Source organism: Nitrospirillum amazonense, assembly GCF_007828035.1.
Classification (GTDB): domain Bacteria; phylum Pseudomonadota; class Alphaproteobacteria; order Azospirillales; family Azospirillaceae; genus Nitrospirillum; species Nitrospirillum amazonense.
Window position 1 is genome coordinate 432,343 of record NZ_VITV01000001.1, and the last position, 22,157, is coordinate 454,499.

The 22,157-nt window shown below is 68.6% G+C and carries 22 protein-coding genes, 1 tRNA gene and 1 pseudogene; 11 read left to right on the forward strand and 13 right to left on the reverse strand.

The window, feature by feature from the left end; translation table 11 throughout:
- Positions 1-45 precede the first annotated feature (45 nt).
- Entirely contained in the window at positions 46-1,389 is a 1,344-nt protein-coding gene (locus FBZ87_RS01930) for an AmpG family muropeptide MFS transporter (protein WP_145608692.1), read from the forward strand.
- Here FBZ87_RS01930 and FBZ87_RS01935 read toward each other — a convergent pair.
- Entirely contained in the window at positions 1,359-1,928 is a 570-nt protein-coding gene (locus FBZ87_RS01935) for a hypothetical protein (RefSeq protein WP_145608693.1), read from the reverse strand. The two genes, FBZ87_RS01930 and FBZ87_RS01935, sit on opposite strands and share 31 nt — an antisense overlap.
- Positions 1,929-2,183: 255 nt before the next feature.
- On the opposite strand from FBZ87_RS01935, the gene FBZ87_RS01940 reads away from it, so the two are divergent.
- Positions 2,184-2,258 (forward strand) — tRNA-Met (locus tag FBZ87_RS01940).
- Between the two features lie 97 nt (positions 2,259-2,355).
- Here the strand turns inward: FBZ87_RS01940 and FBZ87_RS01945 are convergent.
- The 7 genes from FBZ87_RS01945 to FBZ87_RS01975 all read right to left on the reverse strand — a co-directional run bounded on the left by FBZ87_RS01945 (position 2,356) and on the right by FBZ87_RS01975 (position 7,540).
- The gene (locus tag FBZ87_RS01945; RefSeq protein ID WP_186454517.1) at positions 2,356-2,877 is read right to left on the reverse strand and encodes an META domain-containing protein; all 522 of its coding nucleotides are present in this window, start codon (positions 2,875-2,877) and stop codon (positions 2,356-2,358) included.
- A gap of 113 nt (positions 2,878-2,990) precedes the next feature.
- Positions 2,991-3,920, reverse strand: a complete 930-nt coding sequence (locus FBZ87_RS01950; RefSeq protein ID WP_211106814.1) for an alpha/beta hydrolase family protein — start codon at positions 3,918-3,920, stop codon at positions 2,991-2,993.
- 149 nt (positions 3,921-4,069) lie between these two features.
- A complete protein-coding gene (locus FBZ87_RS01955) occupies positions 4,070-4,945 on the reverse strand; it encodes a class I SAM-dependent methyltransferase (protein ID WP_145608696.1) in 876 nt (291 codons plus the stop codon).
- Between the two features lie 10 nt (positions 4,946-4,955).
- Positions 4,956-5,267 carry a helix-turn-helix domain-containing protein gene (locus tag FBZ87_RS01960; protein WP_145608697.1) on the reverse strand — a complete coding sequence of 104 codons (312 nt, stop codon included), beginning with the start codon at positions 5,265-5,267 and terminating at the stop codon, positions 4,956-4,958.
- On the reverse strand, positions 5,260-5,637 hold the full coding sequence (locus tag FBZ87_RS01965) for a type II toxin-antitoxin system RelE/ParE family toxin (protein WP_145608698.1): 378 nt from the start codon (positions 5,635-5,637) through the stop codon (positions 5,260-5,262). The genes FBZ87_RS01960 and FBZ87_RS01965 overlap by 8 nt, the downstream gene beginning before the upstream one ends.
- Positions 5,638-5,883: 246 nt before the next feature.
- The gene (gene mnmA / locus FBZ87_RS01970) at positions 5,884-7,020 is read right to left on the reverse strand and encodes a tRNA 2-thiouridine(34) synthase MnmA (RefSeq protein WP_145608699.1); all 1,137 of its coding nucleotides are present in this window, start codon (positions 7,018-7,020) and stop codon (positions 5,884-5,886) included.
- 205 nt (positions 7,021-7,225) lie between these two features.
- Entirely contained in the window at positions 7,226-7,540 is a 315-nt protein-coding gene (locus FBZ87_RS01975; protein ID WP_040848268.1) for a ferredoxin family 2Fe-2S iron-sulfur cluster binding protein, read from the reverse strand.
- Between the two features lie 214 nt (positions 7,541-7,754).
- Between FBZ87_RS01975 and FBZ87_RS01980 the strand changes: the two genes are divergently transcribed.
- Together FBZ87_RS01980 and FBZ87_RS01985 are read left to right on the forward strand one after the other, a co-directional pair.
- On the forward strand, positions 7,755-8,453 hold the full coding sequence (locus tag FBZ87_RS01980; protein ID WP_145608700.1) for a hypothetical protein: 699 nt from the start codon (positions 7,755-7,757) through the stop codon (positions 8,451-8,453).
- Positions 8,454-8,563: 110 nt separating this feature from the next.
- On the forward strand, positions 8,564-10,573 hold the full coding sequence (locus FBZ87_RS01985; protein WP_246134184.1) for a CocE/NonD family hydrolase: 2,010 nt from the start codon (positions 8,564-8,566) through the stop codon (positions 10,571-10,573).
- Positions 10,574-10,598: 25 nt separating this feature from the next.
- Here the strand turns inward: FBZ87_RS01985 and FBZ87_RS01990 are convergent.
- The 4 genes and pseudogenes from FBZ87_RS01990 to cysE form a co-directional block, all read right to left on the reverse strand.
- Positions 10,599-11,342, reverse strand: a pseudogene (locus tag FBZ87_RS01990) (YoaK family protein); the annotation flags it as partial.
- Between the two features lie 173 nt (positions 11,343-11,515).
- Positions 11,516-12,196 carry a hypothetical protein gene (locus FBZ87_RS01995; protein WP_145608702.1) on the reverse strand — a complete coding sequence of 227 codons (681 nt, stop codon included), beginning with the start codon at positions 12,194-12,196 and terminating at the stop codon, positions 11,516-11,518.
- Positions 12,197-12,277: 81 nt separating this feature from the next.
- Positions 12,278-13,513, reverse strand: a complete 1,236-nt coding sequence (locus FBZ87_RS02000; protein ID WP_246134185.1) for a cysteine desulfurase family protein — start codon at positions 13,511-13,513, stop codon at positions 12,278-12,280.
- Entirely contained in the window at positions 13,483-14,238 is a 756-nt protein-coding gene (gene cysE / locus FBZ87_RS02005) for a serine O-acetyltransferase (RefSeq protein ID WP_145608703.1), read from the reverse strand. The genes FBZ87_RS02000 and cysE overlap by 31 nt, the downstream gene beginning before the upstream one ends.
- Positions 14,239-14,498: 260 nt before the next feature.
- Here cysE and FBZ87_RS02010 point away from each other — a divergent pair, with 260 nt between their 5' ends.
- Together FBZ87_RS02010 and FBZ87_RS02015 are read left to right on the forward strand one after the other, a co-directional pair.
- Entirely contained in the window at positions 14,499-15,155 is a 657-nt protein-coding gene (locus FBZ87_RS02010; protein WP_145608704.1) for an alpha/beta hydrolase, read from the forward strand.
- Positions 15,156-15,246: 91 nt separating this feature from the next.
- On the forward strand, positions 15,247-16,056 hold the full coding sequence (locus FBZ87_RS02015; protein WP_186454519.1) for a substrate-binding periplasmic protein: 810 nt from the start codon (positions 15,247-15,249) through the stop codon (positions 16,054-16,056).
- Between the two features lie 11 nt (positions 16,057-16,067).
- Here the strand turns inward: FBZ87_RS02015 and FBZ87_RS02020 are convergent, their stop codons facing one another.
- On the reverse strand, positions 16,068-16,847 hold the full coding sequence (locus tag FBZ87_RS02020) for an SDR family NAD(P)-dependent oxidoreductase (RefSeq protein WP_145608706.1): 780 nt from the start codon (positions 16,845-16,847) through the stop codon (positions 16,068-16,070).
- 157 nt (positions 16,848-17,004) lie between these two features.
- On the opposite strand from FBZ87_RS02020, the gene FBZ87_RS02025 reads away from it, so the two are divergent.
- The 5 genes from FBZ87_RS02025 (at position 17,005) to FBZ87_RS02045 (ending at position 22,132) form a co-directional block, all read left to right on the forward strand.
- The gene (locus FBZ87_RS02025) at positions 17,005-17,907 is read left to right on the forward strand and encodes an AraC family transcriptional regulator (protein ID WP_145608707.1); all 903 of its coding nucleotides are present in this window, start codon (positions 17,005-17,007) and stop codon (positions 17,905-17,907) included.
- Between the two features lie 152 nt (positions 17,908-18,059).
- The gene (tyrS, locus tag FBZ87_RS02030) at positions 18,060-19,331 is read left to right on the forward strand and encodes a tyrosine--tRNA ligase (RefSeq protein WP_145608708.1); all 1,272 of its coding nucleotides are present in this window, start codon (positions 18,060-18,062) and stop codon (positions 19,329-19,331) included.
- Positions 19,332-19,360: 29 nt separating this feature from the next.
- Positions 19,361-19,651, forward strand: coding sequence for a hypothetical protein (locus FBZ87_RS02035; protein WP_145608709.1), 291 nt, complete (start codon positions 19,361-19,363; stop codon positions 19,649-19,651).
- A 258-nt stretch (positions 19,652-19,909) separates the two neighbouring features.
- Complete coding sequence (locus tag FBZ87_RS02040; RefSeq protein ID WP_145608710.1) at positions 19,910-21,103, forward strand: hypothetical protein; 1,194 nt, start codon at positions 19,910-19,912, stop codon at positions 21,101-21,103.
- Between the two features lie 138 nt (positions 21,104-21,241).
- On the forward strand, positions 21,242-22,132 hold the full coding sequence (locus FBZ87_RS02045) for an ABC transporter ATP-binding protein (RefSeq protein WP_145608711.1): 891 nt from the start codon (positions 21,242-21,244) through the stop codon (positions 22,130-22,132).
- Positions 22,133-22,157 lie beyond the last annotated feature (25 nt).

Below are 22,157 nucleotides of genomic sequence, written 5' to 3' on the forward strand. Positions count from 1 at the left end.
CCAGACGTCCCCGACAAGGGCCCCATCAAGGGCAGCGCCGCCTCCATGACCGTACCGTCGACTCCGCCATCCGCCGCACCTGCCCCCGCATGGACCCTCTGGCTGGATCGCCGCGTGCTGACGGTGCTGTTCCTGGGCTTCGCCAGCGGCCTGCCCTATTTCCTGCTGTTCTCCACCCTGTCGGCCTGGCTGACGGAGGTGCACGTCAGCCGCACCGCCATCGGCCTGTTCGCCATGGTGCGCAGCCCCTTCACCTTCAAGCCGCTGTGGGCGCCGCTGATTGACCGGCTGCCCCTGCCCCTGCTGACGCGCGCGCTGGGCCAGCGGCGCGGCTGGGCCCTGGTGACCCAGGCGGCCCTGATGCTGGCCCTGCTGGCCATGGCGTCCAGCGACCCTGCCGCCAACCTCTATTGGCTGGCGGTGGCTACCGTCGCCACCTCCTTCGCCTCGGCCAGCCAGGACATCGTGCTGGACGCCCTGCGGGTGGAGTTGCTGCCCGACACGCTGCAGGCGCCGGGGGCCGGCGCCTATCTGGTGGGCTATCGCCTGGGCATGATCGTCGCCGGCGCCGGCGCCCTGTATCTGTCCACCCTGGTGCCCTGGTCCACCGTCTACGTAGTCATGGCGGCGCTGGTGGCCATCGGCATGGTGGCGGTGCTGCTGGCGCCGGAGCCCGCGCGTCCGCCGGCCCCGCCCCGCCAGCGCTTCGATGTCTGGGTACAGGATGCGGTGGTGGCGCCTTTCACCCGCTTCGCCACACGGCGCGGCTGGCTGGCCATCCTGGTGTTCGTGGCCATTTACAAGCTCGGCGACGTCTATGTGAACGTCATGGCCACCAACTTCTTCCTGAGCGACGGCTACACCAAGGTGGAGATCGCGGCGGTGACGAAGATGCTGGGCATGGCCTGCGCCATAGCCGGCGCGATAGCCGGCGGCACAGTGGCCGGGCGCACCGGCGCGGTGCGCGGCCTGTTCCTGTGCGGCAGCTTCATGATCATCACCAACCTGATGTACGCCGTGCTGGCGACCCAGCCGCACAGCGTGACCCTGCTGGGCTTGGTGGTGGGGCTGGAGTTCTTCGCCGGTGGCATGAGTGCCGCGGCCTTCACCGCCTTCCTGTCCCGCCTGTGCGACACGGGCTTCACCGCCACGCAATACGCTCTGCTGTCCAGCCTGGCCACCCTGCCGCTGGACATCCTGTCAGGCGGCACCGGTTGGCTGGCGGACCAGCTGAATTCCTGGCCGCTGTATTTCGCCGTCAGCGCCGGCCTGGGCATCCCCGGCCTGATGCTGCTGGCCTGGCTGGCGCGGCGGGCCGACATCCATCACCGGCCGGCGGAAGAAGAAGCCGTTGCCGGTCAGGACGGGCCGCGACCCCTGCCGGCGTGATCGGCAAGCGGTGCCGCCTCCACCGTCACCGCCCCCAGGTCGATGCCAGCCTCCCCTCCCTTGCCCGACAGCCTTACGCTGCCACCCACCAGGCTGACGCTGTTGCTGATCCCGGCGCCGCCCAGGGTGCGATTCACGCCCGCCAGCAGACCGCGCAGATTGATGGGCCGATCGGCATAGATCACCGGGTCCAGCACCTGGGTGCGCAGCACCAGCCGGCCGCTGGTCAGCGAGGCCAGCGGGTCCACCTCCACCACCGCGCGGGCGGCGGTGATGGACGGCCGGTCGGGCGTCAGGGGATTGGCCAGGCTGAGGTCATGCAGCACCAGGCGGGCGATGACCCCGCGCTGCACCTCCGGCTCCGCCCGCACCACCACGCCGCTGGCGGGGTCGTCGCTCAGGCGCGCCATGACGGTCTGGGCCCAGCCGGGCAGATCCACCGCGTAGGGGAAGACCACCACCAGGACGACCGCCATGAGAATGAGGAACCCCACCAGGCGGAACAGCAGGCGGAAGGGGGCCGTGATCAGGGACAGCATGCGGGTTTGGCGGCGTCCAGGCGGATAGGATGCGGCGGTGACTGTATCGGTGGTACCCTTGCCCCGCCACCTGTTCTTCGCGGCGCCGATCGCCCGGCGCGGGAGGGATTGGCGCTTGATAAGGGCCGCGTTCGGCGGCGCATCGGACCCATGCCGAAAAATGCGCCGTGGCTTTGGCGAGGGCCTTGACAGGCCCCGGTCAGGTGTCCTACATGACGGCCCTCACCAACGCCGGCCCGTCCGGCGGTGGTTTATGGCAGCGTAGCTCAGTGGTAGAGCAGGGGAATCATAATCCCTTGGTCGGGGGTTCAAATCCCTCCGCTGCTACCAATTCGGTGGTGTCTAACCCGCACCCGCCGCTTACACGAACCCCTGGGGCGACCTGCACGGACCCCAGGGGTTTGTTGTTTCTGAACATCGCGATAGCTTACTGGCCCACGGTGTTGCCGACCGACCCCGGTTCCGGCGTCTCCCCACCCAGGACACGCACGAACAGCAGTTCGTCGCCCTCGCTGCTGGCCAGCGTCAGGGTATCCAGATCGCGGCCGGGATCACGCTCGCGGGTCAGGGTGGTGGCGTTGGCCAGGACGTTCAGGTAGTCCTGCTCCAGCTTGGCGCGTTCCGGCGACAGGCAGGCCATGCGGGTGGTGGCGGCCGGCAGCACCTGCAGGTATCCCCCGCCCAGGGTATAGCCACCGCGATAGCGGTTGCAGCCGGCACTGCCCGACAGGATGTTGGCCGCCCCATCGCGGCTGAAGCGTATGCTGATAGGCCCGCCGTTGCCGCCGGGCATGAGGGGATAGGCGCCGCCGTTGCGCTGCTGCCAGTGCTGCAGTTCCCACCCCGTGCCGGCCAGGTCCTCCGCCGAGACGTTGGACACGGGCGTGGGCATGGAGCACCCGACCAGGGCCAGAGCCGCCAGGCACATGATCGCAACGGTACGCAGCATCCTCATCCTCCCCAAGGTGTCGGCAAGCCCTTGTTCCGCATGCCGAATGTGGTGAGGTCAGACTACGCGCGGGCAAAACCGCTGGCGATACCCCTTAAGCGTGCGCCGTCCGGCTAGGGGGCCTTGCCCTCCGGCCTAAGCGGGTCCGTTTTCCAGAACCAGGCGAAGGCGCGGGCGTATTCCGCCGCCGTCTCCGCCGTGCTGCCGGGCGTGGTCGCCAGGCTGTGGTCGGCACCGGAAATGCGCCGCAGGGTGACGTCGCGTCCATTGGCGAGCAGCGTGGCGGCCGTCAGTTCCAGTGACAGCAGGGGTGTGGCCTGGTCCTCCGTCCCGCCGGCCAGGTAGACCCTCGCCTTGGACCGCCGCAGTTCCTCCGCGGCCGAAACCCGCAAGAAGGAACTCCACCGCCGATAAGGGTGGCCCCAGACGAAGGTGGTGGCGTTGTCGGGGTCGGCGTTGATGGCCCGTACCTGGTCCGCCAACCCGTCCAGCCCGTCACGCCCGACATGGGCCCAGCCGCCGCCCAGGTAGGCGAAGGCGATGATGTCGAACAGTTGCGTGGGCCCGCCGGCGCCGAAGGCCGCGACATCGGTGATGGTGGCGTCGTGCCCCGCCAGCAAGGCCGCCATCACCGCCCCTTCGGAATGGCCGAAAGCCAGGGTGCGGGCCCCGTCCACCCCCGGCTGTCCCCGCGCGTCGGCCAGCGCCGCCTGCAGCGCGGCCAGCCAGCGCTCCGCCGTGAAGTCCTGGTTGAAACGGGCATCGCAGCCTTCCGCCCCCGTGCCCTTCGCCCCCTCGGGCAGGCCGGCATAAGGCTTGTCCACCGCCAGCACGGTGAAGCGGCCATCCTTGAGGGCGGCACCCAAGGCGAAGAAGCGGGTGCTCCTGCGGCCGTCCGTGTCATGGAACAGCGCGGCGCAGCCGGACCCCTGGATGATGACGGCCAACGGCCGCGGCCGCCCCTGGGGTATGGACAGATAGTAGGTGATGTCGCGTCCCAGAGAGTCGGTGACATGGTGTTCCAGCACCGGCCAGCCCGGCACCGCCGTTCCGGCCGAGGGGGCCGCAGCCGCCCATCCCGCGCACATACAGCCCATGCATGCCCAGCCCGTCAGGGCCAGGCGGCCCATCCGTCCCCGCATCATCCACCCCCATGTCGTCCACTTACCGGAGAGTGTATGAGGCGCCAGAGCTACAATCCATGTGATGTTGGTGACGGCTCGGTAACAGCCGCATGCACCAGACGGCTGATACCGCCCAGGACCAAGCCATCGGCGCGTCCCGCGAAGTAGCGGGGGTTCAGCTCCACCGGGCCTACATCCTCCACCGCGCCGTAGCCCAGGCGGCGCAGCTCGGCCCCCAGCGCATCAGGGGTGAAGAAGCTCCGCCACGGCTCACCCTCCGCCGCCGCGCGGTCGGCCATGGCCTGGAAGGTGGTCTGCTGGGCCTTTGTCAGGCGGTCGGGCGGCAGGCTGTAGTCGAAGACGATGGCGCTGCCGGCGGGCAGGGTCGCCACACGGCGCAGGGTATCCAGAATGGCGTCCCGCGTCAGGTAGACGGTGACGCCCAGCCAAGCGATGAAGGCCGGACGGTTCCAATCGAACCCGGCGCGGGTGAGGGCGTCCGTCAGCGTGTCGCGCTCGAAATCGATGGCGGCATAGGCCACGCCGGCGGGCGGCGCGATACCCGCCGCCTCCAGCATCGCGCGTTTCCAAGCCTGGGTCGCCGGGTGGTCGACCTCGAACACCCGCACACCGGGATGGGGGTTGCGATAGGCAAAAGTGTCGAGCCCGGCGCCCAGCACCACGTACTGGTCCACGCCGGCGGCCACGGCCATCGCCAGCCTATCCTCGGCGAAGCGGCTGCGCGCCACCAGGGCCGCGCGCAGGAAGCGGGCGGGCGGCGCGTGCAGCCGCGCCTCATCCGCCCGGATGCGGGCCTCGGCGTCCGGCCCCAGGATGGGCAAGGCCACCGGGTCGGCGAAAATGACGGGCGCATCCATCACCTGATGCGCCGCCCGTAACGCGGCAACCGCCAGGGCGGTACGGCTGGGACGGCCGGCTTCCATTAAAGGAACCTCAAGCAGCAACGGCGGTGTGCGCCTTGCCCTTGGCGGGCGTCAGGCGAATTTCCACATCCACATCCAGATCATTCAGGAAACGCAGCAACCGATCCAGGGTGAAGCCCGACAGCTTGCCCCGAACCAGGGCAGACACCTTGGGCTGATCAATGCCTAGGATTTGCGCTGCCTGGACCTGGGTCAGCTTACGTTCTTCGATCACGTCACTGATGCGCGACGCAATTTCCGCCTTGACCTGGCGTATCTCCGGGTCAGGCAATCCCAAGTCCGCGAAGACGTTGCCGCTACTCACCATTACGTCGTCATTCATTGCGCTTATCCTTTTGGCGCCGACGATGATCTTCTTCAGCCAACTTCAGGCGGGTCCTAATTAAATCCATATCCGCTTGAGGGGTCGCGATCCCCCTCTTCGATTTCTTCTGAAAGGCATGAAGGACATAGATGGCATCTTCAAAGCGGACCGTATAAACGCACCGGTACGCATCCCCATCATGGTCATCAAGCAATTCTAAAATCTGACTTCCGCCAAAGCCCTTAAGCGGCTTCGCATTGGGGTGCTTTTTCCCAATTTGGGCTTGGTAAAGTCCAAAGCCCACCAAATCTTGAACATCCTCAGGGAATTCCCTCAAATCCTTATGGCTTGAGGCTATCCATCGGACTTCTCGCCTTCCCAAAACCATAACCAGTATGCCCCTCCTTAGGGCCGGCTGAATGGGTGGTCATTTCAGCTTCTCCTTCATCGTCAGGTCGTCAGGTCGTCAGGTCGTCAGGTCGTCAGGTCGTCAGGTCGTCAGGTCGTCAGGTCGTCAGGTCGTCAGGTCGTCAGGTCGTCAGGCACAATATGCCAAATTTAGCATTCCTTCAAGCGCACAGCGCTCCGCTGGATTCCTAGCTGGGTCTACGGGCTCAATTTGTGTCGCGGCAGCTTAGGCCGCGCCCACGATCCAGCCGCCGCCCAGCACGCGGTCGCCCTGGTAGAAGACGGCGGCCTGGCCGGGGGCGACGCCGAACTGGGGCTGGTCCAGTTCAACGGTGGCTGCCCCCTGGGTATCCAGGAACAGGCGGGCCGCCAGGGCCGGCTGGGCGGAGCGCAACTTGACCGTCACGGGCACGCCATCGGTTGGGATGGCACCGCCCAGCCAGTTCACCTCGCGCACGGTCACGCGGGTCCTGGCCAGGGCCGCGCGCGGGCCCACCACCACCTGGGCGCTGGCGGCATCCACGCGCACCACGTAAAGCGGGTCGGTATCGCCGCCGGGCTCCACCGCCAGGGTGGCGTTGCCGCCCAATCCTAAGCCCTTGCGCTGGCCCACGGTGTAGTGGATGACGCCGTCATGCCGGCCCAGCACACGGCCGTCGACATGCACGATCTCACCCGGCGTGACCGCGCCGGGACGCAGGCGGTTCACCACCGCCGCGTAGGAGCCGTTGTGGACGAAGCAGATGTCCTGGCTGTCCGGCTTGTCGGCCACCGGCAGGTTGTAGCGGTCGGCCAGCGCCCGGGTTTCCGTCTTGGGCATGCCGCCCAAGGGAAAACGCAGGAAGTCCAGCTGCGCCTGGGTGGTGGCGAACAGGAAGTAGCTCTGGTCCTTGGACGGGTCGGCGGCACGGTGCAACTCGGCGCCGTTTGCCCCTTGCACCCGGCGCACGTAATGGCCGGTGGCCAGCGCCTCCGCCCCCAGGTCGCGGGCCTGGTCCAGCAGGTCACGGAACTTGACCCGCTGGTTGCACCGCACGCAGGGGATGGGCGTTTCGCCGCGCAGGTAGCTGTCGGCGAAATCCTGCATCACCGCGTCGGAGAAGCGGGATTCGTAGTCCAGGACGTAATGGGGGATGCCGATGGTCTCGGCCACGCGCGAGGCGTCGTAGATGTCCTGGCCGGCGCAGCAGGCGCCCTTGCGCCCCACGGCCATGCCGTGGTCGTACAGCTGCAGGGTGACGCCAACCACGTCGTAGCCCTCCTCCTTCAGGAGGGCCGCGGTGACCGAGCTGTCCACCCCGCCGGACATGGCGACCACCACGCGGGTGTCGGCCGGCGCCTTATCGAAGCCTAGGGAATTCATGGGCCCGCATATGGGCCAAGATGCGCCAAAGCGCAAGCGCGGCCTGGCGGTCATTCCCGCAAGGCCGGCCTGTGTGTTTGCACGCCCTCAGACGCCGGGCGCCCGCATCCGCGGGCTTGGCTTCCTCGCTCCGCCCTTCGGTGCTCGCTCCGGCGCCCGCGGTCGCGGGCTACAACGGCATGAGGAGAACCTCATGCCGTCGGCATCACTTGGCGCCCGGCAGCTGCACGACCAGGCCGTCCAGCTCTTCGGAGATGCGGATCTGGCAGCCCAGGCGCGAGGTCTTGGTCAGGCCGAACGCCAGGTCCAGCATGTCCTCCTCATCTTCCTTGGCATCCGGCAGCAGGTCGTACCATTCCGGCGCCACGACGACGTGGCAGGTGGAGCAAGCCAGCGAGCCCTCGCAGGCGCCTTCCAGATCGATGTTGTGCCGACGCGCGACCTCCAGGATCGACAGGCCCAGCGGCGCGTCCACCTCGCGGCGGGTTCCATCGGTCTCAACGAACGTCATCTTGGGCATGGGATCTGGATCACTCTGATAAGGGTTGGCCAATAAATGGATCGTCACCGGCGGGCGCCCCGGACGCCGCCCGGATCAGCCTGCTTTGGTAGAGGGCGGCGGCCCACTTGTAAAGATGGCGTCACGCATGCCGGCCGCCAACGGTGCGCCTGCGGCCGGGCGCGTCATGGAATCGACACGGACGGCGCTGTATGAAGGTCGGGAATCGCTGCCCATGACAGACAAGGCCCGTCCCATGCTGCCCCTTCGCTGGCTGTTGCCATCATTCCTGGCCCTCGCCCTGATGGCCCAGCCCGCCGTCGCGGCCAAACCCCAGGGCACAAAAGCGGCGCCGGGCGATGGTCCCCAGGGCATCGCCAACCTAAATCCCATCGCCCTTGAGTACGGCGTCAACACGCTGGACAACTTCGCCCCGGACGGCCGGACGGCCATCGTCATCCGCGCCTGGCGCGATAACGGCAACGCCTGGGGCCACGCCACCTACATGGTGTTGATGAAGCCGGCCGGCGGCGACCGCCACGGCTGGAACCTGGTGTCGGTGGAGGCGGAGACACCGCCCGGCGTCGCGGAAATCGTGCGGGACAGCCCGCACACCGGGGAGGACGCATTGCGATCCGTCGTCTTCGCCCACGGCACGGTGGAGGGCAAGCCGCAGACCTTGCTGTTGATCGCCACCCGCAAGATGGGTGACTCCGTCCCCGACCCGGCCCCCACCACCATCGCCGTCTATCAGCTGACCGCCAACGCCCAGGACGACGACCCCGTGGGCACCACCCCCGACACCTTCCGCCGCATCCGCAGCTGGCAGACCAAGAAGCCCTATTGCAGCAGCGACGCCGCGCTGGCAACCGAGCTGCACATCCCCCGCCCCGCCGACAGCGAGGCGCCGGAGACGGCCGACGGCTGTTCCTGACCCCATCCCAATCGCCGCTTCCGCCAGGATCCGTAATGGCTTAGCTTGACGGCCAAACGGTTCGGGCGCCGGATCGCCCGCAATTGGGCATTGGCTGGATGGGGAATGGCATGACGATGGGCAAGGGCGCGGCGTGCGCGGTGGCCGCCTTGGGTTTGGCGTTGACGCTGGCGGGGCCAATGGCGGCACCGGTGGCCCTGGCCCAAGGGGCGGCCCAGGGGGCCGCGCAACAGGGGCAGGACAAGCCCTACAGCGTGCCGGAACACTACACCAAGTATGAGTACCGCATTCCCATGCGCGACGGCGTGGAGCTGTTCACCGTCGTCTATGTGCCCAAGGACCAGTCCAAGACCTATCCCTTCCTAATGGTGCGCACGCCCTATGGTGTCGGCGCCCGGGTGGGCAGGGAGCTGTGGTACGGCAGCGAGGCCTATCCCAAGCAGCTGGGCCCGTCACCGGACTTCGACAAGTCCGGCTACATCTTCGTCTTCCAGGATGTGCGCGGCCGTTTCATGTCCGGCGCCAGCTGGGTGGAAATGCGGCCGCACATCGACGTCAAGAAGTCCAAGACGGACACGGACGACAGCAGCGACATGCACGACAGCGTGGATTGGCTGCTGAAGAACGTGCCGGGCAACAACGGCAAGGTCGGCATCTGGGGCATCAGCTACCCGGGCTTTTTCACCTCGGCCAGCATCATCGACAGCCATCCGGCCATCAAGGCGGCCTCGCCCCAGGCGCCGGTGACGGACCTGTACATGGGCGACGACGCCTATCACGGCGGCGCCTACATGCTGGCGGCCAACTTCAGCTTTTACGCCGCGTTCAAGCCGCAGAAGAACCCGACCACGGAACCGCGCGGCTGGTCGGACTATGATTTCGGCACCACCGACGGTTATGACTTCTACCTGAGGAAGGGCAGCTTGGCGCAGATCAGCGACCTGTTCAGCAAGGAGGACGGGATCAACTGGCGCGAAATGGTGGACCACCCCACCTACGACGATTACTGGAAGCCGCGCGCCATCGCCCCGCACCTGAAGAACATCAAGGCCGCCGTGCTGACCGTGGGCGGCTGGTTCGACGCGGAGGATCTGCACGGCCCCTTCACCACCTACAACGCCATCGAGGCGCAGAACCCCGGCACGCCCAACAACCTGGTGATCGGCCCGTGGGTGCACGGCGGCTGGGCCCGGTCCTACGGCCGCAAGCTGGGCGCGGTCGACTTCGCCTCAGACACCGGCGATTATTACCGCAAGAACATCCTCTTCCCCTTCTTCGAACAACACCTGAAGGGTGCGCCCGACCCCAAGCTGGCCAAGGCCACGGTGTTCGAGACGGGAACCAACGTCTGGCGCCAGTATGCCTCCTGGCCGCCCAAGCAGGCGCAGACCCGCACCCTGTACCTGCAGCCCGGCGGCGGCCTGGCCTGGACGGCGCCGACGGCCAAGAACGGGACCAAATTCGACGAATACGTCAGCGACCCGGCCCATCCCGTGCCCTACGTCGGCTACGTCACCACCGACGTGCCCAAGGAGTACATGGTGGCCGACCAGCGCTTCGCCACGACCCGGCCGGATGTGCTGGTCTACCAGACCGCCCCGCTGGAGAACGACGTCACCATCGTCGGGCCGGTGTCGCCCAAGCTGTTCGTCTCCACCTCGGGCACCGACAGCGACTGGGTGGTGAAGCTGATCGATGTCTATCCGCAGGAGCTGCCGCCCGGCCAGGCCGGTGGGGCGGAGGGATCGACCGACCCCAAGGCCGACGTGCCGCCGCCGTCGGTCGATCTGGGCGGATACCAGCAGCTGGTGCGCGGCGATCCGCTACGGGGCAAATTCCGCAACAGCTTCGAAAAGCCGGAACCCATGGTGCCGGACCAGGTTACGCCCATCCGCTACGCCCTGGCCGACGTCAACCACACCTTCCGCCGCGGCCACCGCATCATGGTGCAGATTCAAAGCAGCTGGTTCCCGCTGACCGACCGCAACCCGCAAACCTTCGTCGATATCCCCAACGCCAAGCCGGAGGACTTCAAGGCCGCGCGCGAACGCGTCTACCGCAGCCCCGACTACCCGTCGGCACTGGAGGTGCGGGTGATGCCGGGGGTGGGCGCGCCCTGAGCCGTCAGCGCCGAGCGGGCGCGCGCCGCAGGTCGTCGATCAGTGGCACGATGGCCAGCAGCAAAAGCAGCAGGGCCAACGGCACGGTCACGGAAAAGCCGATGGCCTTGAAGCCCAGGGCGCCCAGCACCCCGCCGATGAAGAACGACCCGACCAGGCTGGACAGCAGGCGCAGCTTGGCTAGGTCGGCGTGGACGCGGGTGGCGTCCTGGCCGGCGGCCCTGACGGCGTCCGGCGCCCGCCGGTTCCAATAGAGCATCTTGCCCAGCTCGATTCCGATATCCGTCACCATCCCCGTCAGGTGAGTGGTGCGGATGCGGGCGCGGGATATCTTGGTGATGATGGCGTTCTGCAGACCCATGATGAAGCACAGCAGCGGCACGGCCACGTCCAGGAAATAGGGAACCGCAGGGCGCAGCACGCCCAGCGCGCCGAAAAGCAGCAGCAGGGCGGCCTCAAGCAACAGGGGCAAGGCGTACTGGCTGGTGTTGGCCCGGCGCCGGCCCCAGTTGATCAGGATGGCGGAACAGGCGGCGCCGGCCAGGAAGGCGCCCAGGGCGCGCAGCCCCATCAGAACCATGTCGGTGGCGCCCAGCACCAGGTTGTCGGCCAGGCCCGACACCACCCCCGACATGTGCGACGTGTACTGACCCACCGCCAGGAACCCCCCGGCATTGGTCATGCCGGCGACGAAGCACAAGGCCACGGCCAGCTGCGTATCCTCCCGGTCGCCGCGTTCCGGCGCGATCAGGCGTCGCAGACGGTCCAGCGGCCCCGCAGGGCCCGGCCGCCGGGCGCCGTCGTCAAAGGAGGAAACGCTGGCGTAAGTCTTGTCCATGCCCCGCACCCGGTGGCTGCCGGGCGGCCCAGGCGCCGCCCATCCCCAAACATAGCGCCCGAGGGCGGGGGGTGATCAAGGATGGGGATCGACGGGGGCGTGTCTCAATCCAGGTCAGGCGGCGTCACGGCGCCCAGCGCCTCACCCAGCTGCTGGCACAGGGCCAGGCGCTCGGCCAGTGCCGGCACGGCGGCGAGGTTGTCGTTGTGGAAGGCTGCGGACAGGTCCACCAGGGTGCCGGCGATGGCGCCGATGACGCCCAGGGTCGCCTGCTCCAGCTGGTCCTCATCCACCGGGTTGGCGGCGTGCAGTTCCGCCACCTGGGCCGCCAGATCAGCCATGTCGGCATCCTCCGGCCCCTTGCCCGGCGTGCCCGGCAGGTCGCCGTCCGGGCGCACCAAGTCCAGGAGATAGCGGGCGCGGGCCGCGGGATCGCGCAGGGTGGCGTAGGCCTGTTCCACCGCCTGGCGGTGCCGGTCGGCCAAGGCGCGTTCCTGGGGCCCGCGCGACTTCAGCCGTTCCGGATCCAGGATGCGGATGAAGCCGGTCCGCTGGCGGTCCAGCACCGCGCGCTCAACATCGAAGCGGCGTTCCAGATTCAGGCGTGCGAAGGCGTCCAGGTCGGCCGGCGGCTGGATGGAGCCGCAGTTGTGGCAGAACAGCGCCCGGCCGGAGACCGGCTTGCCACAGGCCCAGCAATCCCCCATGCCGCCCGGCACCACGCCGGAGACACCCTGTCCCGCTCCGTTCTGCGGGGCTTTGTTCCCACCACTACCTTCGGCCATGCGCCCGCCTACCCCTGCTTCACCCCGCCCCCGGGGAGTCATACCCTAGCCCGGCCTTCTTAAGCCAGCCGGGGCGCAACCCTACTGCTGCCGCACCGTCTGCGAAATGACAGACTGCCTATCCTGTGGCGATAGATGGGCCTGCTGTGCCGCCGGTGCCGGCGCACGACGGCCGTGCAGAGCCGTCCAGGCGTCGGCGAACTGGTGCACCTCATCTTCGGTGGTCGACCAGCCCAGGCTGACGCGGATGGCGCAACCGGCCAGATCCGGGCCCATTCCCATGGCCGCCAGCACGTGGGAAGCCGCAACCTTGCCGCTGGAACAGGCGGAGCCACTGCTGACGGCATAGCCCGCCAGATCCAGCGCCATCACCTGCGTTTCCCCCCGCCAGCCGGGCGTCACCAGGCAACTGGTATTGGCCACGCGCTCCGCCCTGGCGCCGGCCACGACCAATTCCGGCGCCGCCGCCCGCAGGCGCGCCTCCAACCCGTCGCGCAAGACCGCCAGCCGGTTGAAGGCGCCGGCGTCGCAGGCCGCCGCCGCCGCGCCGAAGCCGACGATGCCGGCCACGTTCTCCGTCCCCGCCCGCCGCCGCCGCTCCTGTCCGCCACCGCGCAGGATGGGGGCCAGGGGGGCGCCGTCGCGCACGGCCAGGGCGCCCACGCCCTGGGGCCCGCCGATCTTGTGGGCGGAAACGGTCAGGTAATCGGGCGCGAGGGCGGCCCAGTCCCAGGCCAGGCGGCCCACCGCCTGGCTGGCGTCGCAATGAAACAGGGCGCCGTGGCGCCGCACCAGGGTCGCCACCTCGGCCACCGGCTGGATGACGCCGGTCTCGTTGTTCACCGCCATGAGCGACAGGAAGGCCGGGCGGCCGGCATTCCCCAGCATCGTGTCCAGCGCGCCCAAATCGACCACGCCATCCGGGTTGACTGGGCAGCGGCCGGCCCCCGGGGTCGCCTCCAGCACGCTGGCATGCTCGATGGCGCTGGTGATGACGGGGCGCTCGCCGGCGCTGGCCAGCGCCAGGGCGTTGGCCTCCGTCCCGCTGCCGGTGAAGATCAGGGTGGCGGGGGGGAGGTTCAGCAGTGCCGCCACCTGGCGGCGCGCCACCTCCACCCGCCGCCGCGCCTCACGCCCCTGGGCATGGACGGAGGAGGGGTTCCCCGGCAGGGACAGCGCCGCCACCATGGCCGCGACGGCCTCGGGCCGGGGCGGGCAGGTGCCGTTATGGTCGAGATAGATCGACGGCATCAGGGTGAACCGGTTGGAAGGGACGGTCAGGCCGTTCAGCAGGGTGGGCGGCCGGACTTGCCGCACTCCTCATCCCCGACGCCGGCCCGGGCCATCTGGGGGGCGATCATCTCGGGGGTGACCAAGGGGACGATGGGGGCCGCCTGCTCCAGTTCCTCGATGCGGCGGCTGAGGGTGCTGACCTGGTCGGTCAGCGCCTGCAGGGCACGGGCCACGGGGTCGGGCAGGTTGTTGCAGGGCGTGCCGTAGGCCAGGAACTGGTCCTTTTCCGTCTTGGCCTTGGCCGTGACGGCGCGGGCCGGGATGCCCACCATGGTGGCGCCCGCGGCGACGTCGGCCACCACCACCGCGTTGGCGCCGATGCGCGCCCCCGACCCTATGGTTATGGCGCCCAGGATCTTGGCACCCGCGCCGATGATGACATTGTCGCCCACGGTGGGATGGCGCTTGCCCTTGCTGAGCGAGGTACCGCCCAGGGTGACCGCGTGATAGAGGTGGACGTTGCGGCCGATCTCCGCCGTCTCGCCGATCACCACGCCCATGCCATGGTCGATGAAGAATCCCTCGCCTATGGTGGCGCCGGGGTGGATTTCGATGCCGGTGCCCATGCGGGCCAGGTGCGAAATGAATCGGCCCAGCGTCGGCCAGCCGTTACGCCAGCAGTGGTTGGCCAGGCGGTACAACAGCACAGCATGTAGGCCCGGATAGCACAGCAGCACCTCCAGGGTGGAGCGCGCCGCCGGGTCGCGGGCTTTAATACCCTCGATCTCTTCTTGAAGACGCTTGAACACCGATGCGCTCGCTGTGGTATAAATCGCGCCCGGAATGGTCGTCTGCCATCATTGCAGCCTGGCCGTCCCGAGAAACGGGGGGTCAGATTGTCCGATGCGTCCGCACATGGCTCCAGGAGGCCCAGCCTTGCGATATAAGATCGCGTGCCTGCGGGGTCAAGCGATGCCAGCGCCACGGGCCTTGATGTGGCTGTTTTCCCCCCGTGCAGGTTCCAACGGTACGGGTACCACGTTCCATACAGCAGCGGAAACGGAGCACGATGCCTGAAGTCATCATCAATGGACCGGCCGGCCGGATCGAGGGGCGCTACCTTCACGGCAAGTCGACCAACGCCCCCATCGCCCTGCTGCTGCATCCGCACCCGCAGTACGGCGGGACCATGAACAACAAGGTGGTCTACACCCTGTTCCACGCCTTCGCGCAGCGCGGCTTCTCTTGCCTGCGCTTCAACTTCCGTGGCGTCGGCCGCAGCCAGGGTACCTATGACCGGGGCGAGGGCGAGCTGTCGGACGCCGCGTCGGCGCTGGATTGGCTGCAGACCTACAATCCCAACGCCACGGCCTGCTGGATCGGCGGCTTCTCCTTCGGCGCCTGGATCGGCATGCAGCTGCTGATGCGCCGGCCGGAGATCGACGGATTCGTGTCGGTGGCCCCGCCCGCCAACATGTTCGACTTCAGCTTCCTGGCGCCCTGCCCCTCCTCCGGCCTGATCGTCCACGGCGACAAGGATGAATTGGTGCCGGACGCGGCGGTGACCAAGCTGGTCAACAAGCTGTCCAACCAGCGCGACATCAAGATCGACTTCAAGAAGGTCGAGGGCGCCAACCACTTCTTCAACGACCGGTCCGACGCGTTGAATGAGGTCGTGGGCACCTACCTGGACAACAATCTGGGCAAGACGCTTGCCGCCGAATAGAAACGGACCAGCGTTTTCCCGAGTACGCACCCGGCCCGGACGACGTGCCCTGGCGGCCGTTTTCCGGGTGGCGGTCCTGATATCATGCGGCATGGCGCTGGGCTATCCGCCGCCGGCGCGCGCGGTCATCGATGACGCGCCCCCACCCAACCCCACGCTGGTGATGGTCTTCGCGGAGCAGCCGCCCGTGCTGAACTGGAACCGCGAAACGCAGCAGCCCTACGGCCCCCTGGTCGACACCATGAACCGGGTGGCGGCCCGCGCCGGCCTGACCCTGGTGTGGCAGGAGCCGTGGACCCGGCGACGGCTGCTGAACGACCTGGACTCCGGCCGCCAGCCCCTGTGCACTCTGAACTGGGCGTTGACGCCCGACCGGGCCCGCCGTTTCAAATTCACCGATCCGTTGGGGCCGGCACCGGATTGGGTGCTGCTGGTCCGGGCGAGCGACCCGCGCATCGGCACCAACCCGACGCTGGCGGACCTGCTGACCCGCCCGGACCTGGTCTTCGGCTTTTCCGACGGGTCATGGGCGGACGAACGCTACGTCCAGCCGGGGCGCCCTCACCAACCAGGGGCTGACCAACCAGGGGCCGGCCAACCAGGGGCTGCCCCCACGCCCGACGCCCCCAACCGGGAGCGGGTGCGCGGCGGCCAGAGCACCCTGGTGGCCATGGTGGCCAAGGGCCGCATCGACTTCGCCCTTATCAACCGCCTGGCGTTGGACCGCATGCTGGCGGAACGGCACATCTCCCCGGCGGACCTGCGGATCATCCCCACGCCCGACGCCGGCCCCAGCCAGCCGGGCCGCGTCATGTGCACCCAGTCGACCGCCAGCGCCCTGATCGACCGCCTGAACCAGGCCATCGCCGAAGAGGCCCGCGTGCCCATGGCCGGCGATTGAGGCCTTCCGCCTCACAGCACCATGCCGCCCGACACCTCGATGCGCTGGCCGTTGACCCAGCGGTTGGCCTCGGTCAGCAGGCCGGCGATCATGGGACCGATGTCCTCGGGCAAACCGGGACGGCCCAGGGCGGTCATATCCGACACCCGCTTGTTGACCTCGGGATTGTCGCGGACGATGCCGCCGCTGAAATCGGTCATGACGGCGCCGGGGGCGACCGTGTTGGCGGCGATGCGGCGCTCGCCCAATTCCTTGGCCAGATAGCGCGTCAGAACCTCGACCGCTCCCTTCATGGCGGCGTAGGCGGCGCTGCCGGGAACACAGACGCGGGTCAGGCCGGTGGAAACATTCACGATGCGGCCGCCGTCGTTCATGAGGGGCAACAGCGCCTGGGTCAGGAAGAACACGCCCTTGAAATGCACGTTGTAGAGGGTGTCCAGCTCCGCTTCCGTCGTCGTGGCGATGGCGTTGTGGTGCGAGGTGCCGGCGTTGTTCACCAGGAAATCAAAGCGCTCCACGCCCCAGTCCGCCAGCAGGGCCCGCACCTGGTCGACGAAGCTGCCGAAGGTGACGGGCGCACCGGTGTCGAGCCGCAGGGCCGCCGCCTTGGCGCCCAGCCCTTCGACCGCCGCCACCACCTTGTCCGCCTCAGCCCCATTGGCGTGATAGGTGAAGATCACGTCCATGCCGTCGCGGGCCAGGGCCAGGACGGTACTGCGGCCCAGGCCACGGCTGCCACCCGTCACGATCGCCACCTTGCCCTTTGACACCACTGAATTTTCCAAGGTCATCGCTCATCTCCGTGCGAATGGGTGTTGACCTGGAAGATAGGCGCCGGCCCGTTTCGCTTGAATGCCGGAACCCCGCTAGTTCTTGCCTGATCCTGCTCGGCTTCCCACTTCCTGACGCAACGGCCCCCAAGCGGGGCGCCAAGCGAGAGTATGGGACATGTTGGACGCCCTGGTTGAGGCGGTGACCCGCTATACGGACGCGCAAAGCGGAACCAGCCCCTATCCCACCGCCATCGACGGCTTCATCGTCATGCGCACCAACCAGCAGAAGCCGCCTTCGCACATCATCCACAAGCCGGCCCTGTGCCTGGTGGTTCAGGGCGCCAAATGGACGGCCTTCGGCGACCGGCGCTATCATTACCGTGCCGGACAGGCCCTGATGGTCAATGTGGAGATGCCGGCCTCCGGCCAGGTCAGCGAGGCCAGCCCGGACAAGCCCTACCTGGGCATCGTCATCCAGCTGGACCTGGGCATCCTGCGTGAGGTGTGGGAGGGGCTGGACAATCCCCTGCCCGTCAGCGACGCCACCGGGCCCGGCGTCTTCGTCACCGACTTCGACGGCCCCCTGGCCGACTGCGCCCTGCGCGCCGTGCGCCTGCTGGACCGGCCCCAGGCCATTCCGGTGCTGTATCCCACCATCATGCGCGAGATCTGCTACTGGCTGCTGAGCGGCCCGCATGGCGCGGAGGTCGCGCGCATGACCTTGGCCCAGAACCACACCCAGCGTGTCATCAACGCCATCCACATGCTGCGGGCGCGCTACACCGACGCCATCCGGGTGGACGAGCTGGCGGCCGTCGCCCAGCTCAGCCCCTCCGCCTTTCACCGGCATTTCAAGGCCCTGACCTCCATGACGCCGCTGCAGTACCAAAAGCGGCTGCGCCTGCTGGAGGCGCGGCGCCTGATGGTCTCGGGCGCGGCCAACGTCGAGGACGCGGCCTTCCAGGTCGGATACGAAAGCCCGTCGCAGTTCAGCCGCGAATACGCCCGCATGTTCGGCGCGCCGCCCCGGCGCGACACGGAAGCGTTGCGCCGGCTGGAAGGCAGCCGGGCGGCCTGATCAAGGGTGCGACACCGACACACGCGGTGCCGACACCCATTCCCGACGAAGAACCCGGCTGGCTTTACGGGCCGGCGTTTTATAGGAATGGGGGATGTGATAACAGACGTCTTCCTTTTCGACAGACGTTTCCCAGCTGGCAGAGTTCATCCATGAACAGCGCGTCCCCCTACGCCCCCAAGTCCGAGTTCCTGCGCGTCATGACGGAGCGCGGGTTCTTCCACCAGTGCACCGATATGGAGGCGCTGGACGCCGCCTTCCTGGCCGGGCCGGTGACGGGCTATATCGGCTTCGACGCGACGGCGGACAGTCTGCACGTGGGCAGCCTGGTGCAGATCATGATCCTGCGCTGGCTGCAGCGGACGGGGAACCGGCCCATCGCGCTGATGGGCGGCGGCACCACCAAGATCGGCGACCCCTCGGGCAAGGATGAATCCCGCCAGCTGCTGACCAACGACGCCATCGCCCAGAACATTCTGGGCATCCGCAAGCCCATGGATCGGCTGCTGGATTTCAACGACGGGCCCAACGGCGCCATCCTGGCCAACAACGCCGATTGGCTGGATGAGCTGGCCTACATCCCCTTCCTGCGCGACGTGGGCCGCCACTTCACCATCAACCGCATGCTGACCTTCGATTCCGTGAAGACGCGGCTGGACCGGGAACAGCCGCTGACCTTCCTGGAATTCAACTACATGATCCTCCAGGCCTACGACTTCGTGGAGCTGAACCGCCGCTTTGGCTGCCAGCTGCAGTGCGGCGGGTCGGACCAGTGGGGCAACATCGTCAACGGCGTGGAGCTGGGCCGGCGCGTGTCGCAGGCGGCCCTATTCGGCCTGACCGCCCCGCTGCTGACCACCGCGTCCGGCGCCAAGATGGGCAAGACCGCCAACGGCGCCGTCTGGCTGAATCCGGAGCGGCTGAGCGACTGGGACTTCTGGCAGTACTGGCGCAACACCGAAGACGCGGACGTGGGCCGCTTCCTGCGGCTGTTCACCGAGCTGCCGCTGGATGAGATCGCGCGGCTGGAGGCCCTGCAGGGGGCCGAGATCAACGAGGCCAAGAAGATCCTGGCCAACGCCGTCACCGCCCTGATGCGCGGGGAAGAGGCGGGGGCCGCCGCCGCCGAGACCGCCCGCCAGACGTTCGAGCAGGGTGCGACCTCAGAAGGCCTGCCCAGCATCGACGTGGGCCTGGCGGAACTGGAGGAGGGCATTCCCGCCTACGCCCTGCTGCTGCGTTCCGGCCTGGCGGGCAGCAACGGCGAGGCCCGGCGCCTGATCAAGGGCGGCGGCGCCAAGGTCAACGACATCCGCATCGCCGATGAGCAGGCCAAGATCACCGCCGCCGACATCACCGACGGCGACATCATCAAGCTGTCGTCCGGCAAGAAGAACCACGCCCTGGTGAAGGTCGCCCGCTGATGCCCTTCCAAGTGAACGGGGGCCGGGGCATGATCTTGCGCCTGGTGCTGGTGGGCATGGCGGCGCTGGTCGCTCTGTTCGGCACGCTGGGCGTGGTCGTGGGCCTGCGGGTGTCGGCGGTTCTGCTGGGCCTGGGTTTCCTGGCCGCCCTGTTGCGGGTGTGGACCAAGGTGAAGCCGGAACGGCGCCTGCGCGCGACCCTGCGGCTGGTGCTGTTCTCCGCCCTGATCCTGGTGCTGATCGAGCGGCTGGCCGTGCTGGGCGGCTATGGCGTGCAACTGCATGAGGGCCTGCGCCTGGCCTTCGGCCTGGCGCTATGACCCCCGCCTGTCCATAGGACTCAAGGCCCCCCGGGCGCGACGGCGTTGCCCGTCCGAACGGCATAGGTGCAGCACCTTGCGGGCTGCCGCGAACCTGCCAGACTGTGCCCTTGGGTGGTCGCCAGGGGCGGCGCCACCCCGGGGATAGGCGGGGGCGCCATGTCGGGGGACGGCAGGGATCAGGGGGCCGCGATCGCGCAGACGGTCGACGCGGCCATAACCGGGGCGGCGGTTTCGGCACACCCGCCGGCCGGCCCCGTGGCCCGTTGCCTTTACCGCGCCCGCGCCGGCCTGGGCCGGCGGGGGACCATCGCCTGGACCCTGGCCCTGATCTGGCTGCGCGCCCTTCGGCACCGTGCAGGTGCCGCCCTGTTCGGACGTACCCGCGCCTGGGGGCAGCGCCTGTCCTTGTTCCTGACCCTGACCGGCCCGCAGGCCGCCGCCGGCACCTTGCGCCACTGGCGCGACCGTGCGCTGGACAACGCCGCCCGCCACATGCGGGACCCGCGCGGCACCGGCGCGTCCGCCCGCCTGCGCCGCGCCTGGATTGCCCTGGCCGTACGGGCGGGCTATGTCCTGGATCACCAGGCGAGCCGCCTGACCTGGCGCCTGGCCCGCACCCTGCGGGTGATGGAGCGGCAGGCCGCCGCCCCGGCCCGGCTGGGCCCGCCGCCCCGCAGGGGCCCGGGCGCCCCGTCGCGCCTGGCCGCCCGCCTTGCAGCCATAGGCTGGGGCGTGCTGGAAAGGCTGGCCAAGGGCCTTGACAGGGGGGGCCGGCTGGTTTGGCGGATCAGCGCGGCAGGCAACGCGGTCACCGGCCGGTTCGGTCACGCCATCCTGCGCCTGGGTCGAACCTGGGGCGCGACGGGTCTGGCGCTGCTGCGCCGACTCCACGCCCGTCTGCGGCCAGCAACCGCATCCGCCCGGCAGTGGCCGGCGCACCATCTGCGCCCTGTGGGGCGGATGGCGCGTGATATCTTCCAGACCGCCCTGGCCCGCGCCCGCATCTATCCGTGGCGCCGCCTGGGCGCCCGCCTGCTGGTGCCCGCACAATGCGCCGCAGGCATTCTGTTCGGCCTCAGCCTGCTGCGCCGGGGCGACACGGTGCACATGCTGGCCGGCGGCCTGCTGGTCACCGCCTTCGTGCTGATGGCCATCATTTACACCTGGATGCAGGCCCACCAGCCCAAGGTGGAGGCGCCCGGCGCGGCAGCGGCCGAAGAGACGACCGGGCCGGCGGACCTGCCGGAACCGGCGCCGATAGCGGAGCCCCCCGTCGAAAAGACGATCGACCCGCCGCCCTTGGCGGCGCTGCAGACGGTGGCGCCGCCCGAGATATCGTCGCCCGAGACGCCCCTGCCCAAGCCCCGGCGCAAGCGGACGCGGCGTAAGGCCGCGGCATCGCCACCGTCCGCCCCGCCATTGGCCGGCGATCTGGCAACGGGCGCCTGAGCCAAGGCGGCGCACAAGTGGCAGCTGAAATTGGCCCCCTGCCATCACCTCATAATGGCATTGATTTGCGTCGCCCCTGCAATACCATGGACGCTAACACCCTGATTTGCAGGGATGAACGCGGGGGATACTGAAACCATGCTGCAGATCGACGGTCTGACGCACACCTATGCCAACGGCGTGCAGGCACTGCGCGGGCTGACCCTGGACATTCCCCGGGGGATGTTCGGCCTGCTGGGCCCCAACGGCGCCGGCAAATCCACGCTGATGCGCATCGTCGCCACCCTGCAGCAGCCGACCGGCGGCCGCGTCACCTTCGACGGTGTCGACGTGCTGGCGGAACCCCAGCGTCTGCGCCAAGCCCTGGGTTACCTGCCCCAGGAATTTGGCGTCTACCCCCGCGTCTCGGCGGAGGACATGCTGGACCACCTGGCCGTGCTGAAGGGCCTGTCCAACAAGGCGGAACGGCGGGAGCAGGTCACCGCCCTGCTGCAGCAGACCAATCTGTACGACGTGCGCAAGAAGGCGCTCTCGGGCTTTTCCGGCGGCATGCGCCAGCGCTTCGGCATCGCCCAGGCCCTGCTGGGCGACCCGCGCCTGATCATCGTGGATGAGCCCACCGCTGGCCTGGATCCGGAGGAGCGCAACCGCTTCCACGGCCTGTTGTCGGAGATCGGGGAGAATGTGGTGGTCATCCTGTCCACCCACATCGTCGACGACGTGGCCGACCTGTGCCCGCGCATGGCCATCATCGAGGGCGGGCAGATCGTGGCCCAGGGCGACCCCGCCGCCCTGATCGAGGGCATGCGCGGCCGCGTCTGGCGCAAGGTGGTGGCAAAGGTGGAGGTTGAGGCCTACCGCCAATCCTACCAGGTCATCGCCACCCGACTGGTGGGCGGGCGCAGCGTGCTGCATGTCCTGGCCGACAGTGACCCCGGTGCCGGGTTCGAGGCGGTGCCGGGTGATCTGGAGGACGTCTATTTCGCGGCCCTTCACCAGCGGCGACATCCTGCGGTGCTGGCCGCCTGATGCCGCCGGCCCCTGGCCACCCTTA

Coding starts and splice junctions, on each gene's coding strand:
- FBZ87_RS01975 (WP_040848268.1), bottom strand. CDS start 7,540: ATGCCCAAGATGACGTTCGTTGAGACCGATGGAACCCGCCGCGAGGTG.
- FBZ87_RS01965 (WP_145608698.1), bottom strand. CDS start 5,637: ATGGTTTTGGGAAGGCGAGAAGTCCGATGGATAGCCTCAAGCCATAAG.
- FBZ87_RS01955 (WP_145608696.1), bottom strand. CDS start 4,945: ATGGAAGCCGGCCGTCCCAGCCGTACCGCCCTGGCGGTTGCCGCGTTA.
- FBZ87_RS01995 (WP_145608702.1), bottom strand. CDS start 12,196: ATGGCCGAAGGTAGTGGTGGGAACAAAGCCCCGCAGAACGGAGCGGGA.
- FBZ87_RS02045 (WP_145608711.1), top strand. CDS start 21,242: ATGCTGCAGATCGACGGTCTGACGCACACCTATGCCAACGGCGTGCAG.
- FBZ87_RS02015 (WP_186454519.1), top strand. CDS start 15,247: ATGGCGCTGGGCTATCCGCCGCCGGCGCGCGCGGTCATCGATGACGCG.
- FBZ87_RS02010 (WP_145608704.1), top strand. CDS start 14,499: ATGCCTGAAGTCATCATCAATGGACCGGCCGGCCGGATCGAGGGGCGC.
- FBZ87_RS01985 (WP_246134184.1), top strand. CDS start 8,564: ATGACGATGGGCAAGGGCGCGGCGTGCGCGGTGGCCGCCTTGGGTTTG.
- FBZ87_RS02035 (WP_145608709.1), top strand. CDS start 19,361: ATGATCTTGCGCCTGGTGCTGGTGGGCATGGCGGCGCTGGTCGCTCTG.
- tyrS (WP_145608708.1), top strand. CDS start 18,060: ATGAACAGCGCGTCCCCCTACGCCCCCAAGTCCGAGTTCCTGCGCGTC.
- FBZ87_RS01980 (WP_145608700.1), top strand. CDS start 7,755: ATGACAGACAAGGCCCGTCCCATGCTGCCCCTTCGCTGGCTGTTGCCA.
- FBZ87_RS02020 (WP_145608706.1), bottom strand. CDS start 16,847: ATGACCTTGGAAAATTCAGTGGTGTCAAAGGGCAAGGTGGCGATCGTG.
- FBZ87_RS02025 (WP_145608707.1), top strand. CDS start 17,005: ATGTTGGACGCCCTGGTTGAGGCGGTGACCCGCTATACGGACGCGCAA.
- FBZ87_RS01945 (WP_186454517.1), bottom strand. CDS start 2,877: ATGCTGCGTACCGTTGCGATCATGTGCCTGGCGGCTCTGGCCCTGGTC.
- FBZ87_RS01960 (WP_145608697.1), bottom strand. CDS start 5,267: ATGAATGACGACGTAATGGTGAGTAGCGGCAACGTCTTCGCGGACTTG.
- FBZ87_RS01930 (WP_145608692.1), top strand. CDS start 46: ATGACCGTACCGTCGACTCCGCCATCCGCCGCACCTGCCCCCGCATGG.
- mnmA (WP_145608699.1), bottom strand. CDS start 7,020: ATGAATTCCCTAGGCTTCGATAAGGCGCCGGCCGACACCCGCGTGGTG.
- FBZ87_RS01935 (WP_145608693.1), bottom strand. CDS start 1,928: ATGCTGTCCCTGATCACGGCCCCCTTCCGCCTGCTGTTCCGCCTGGTG.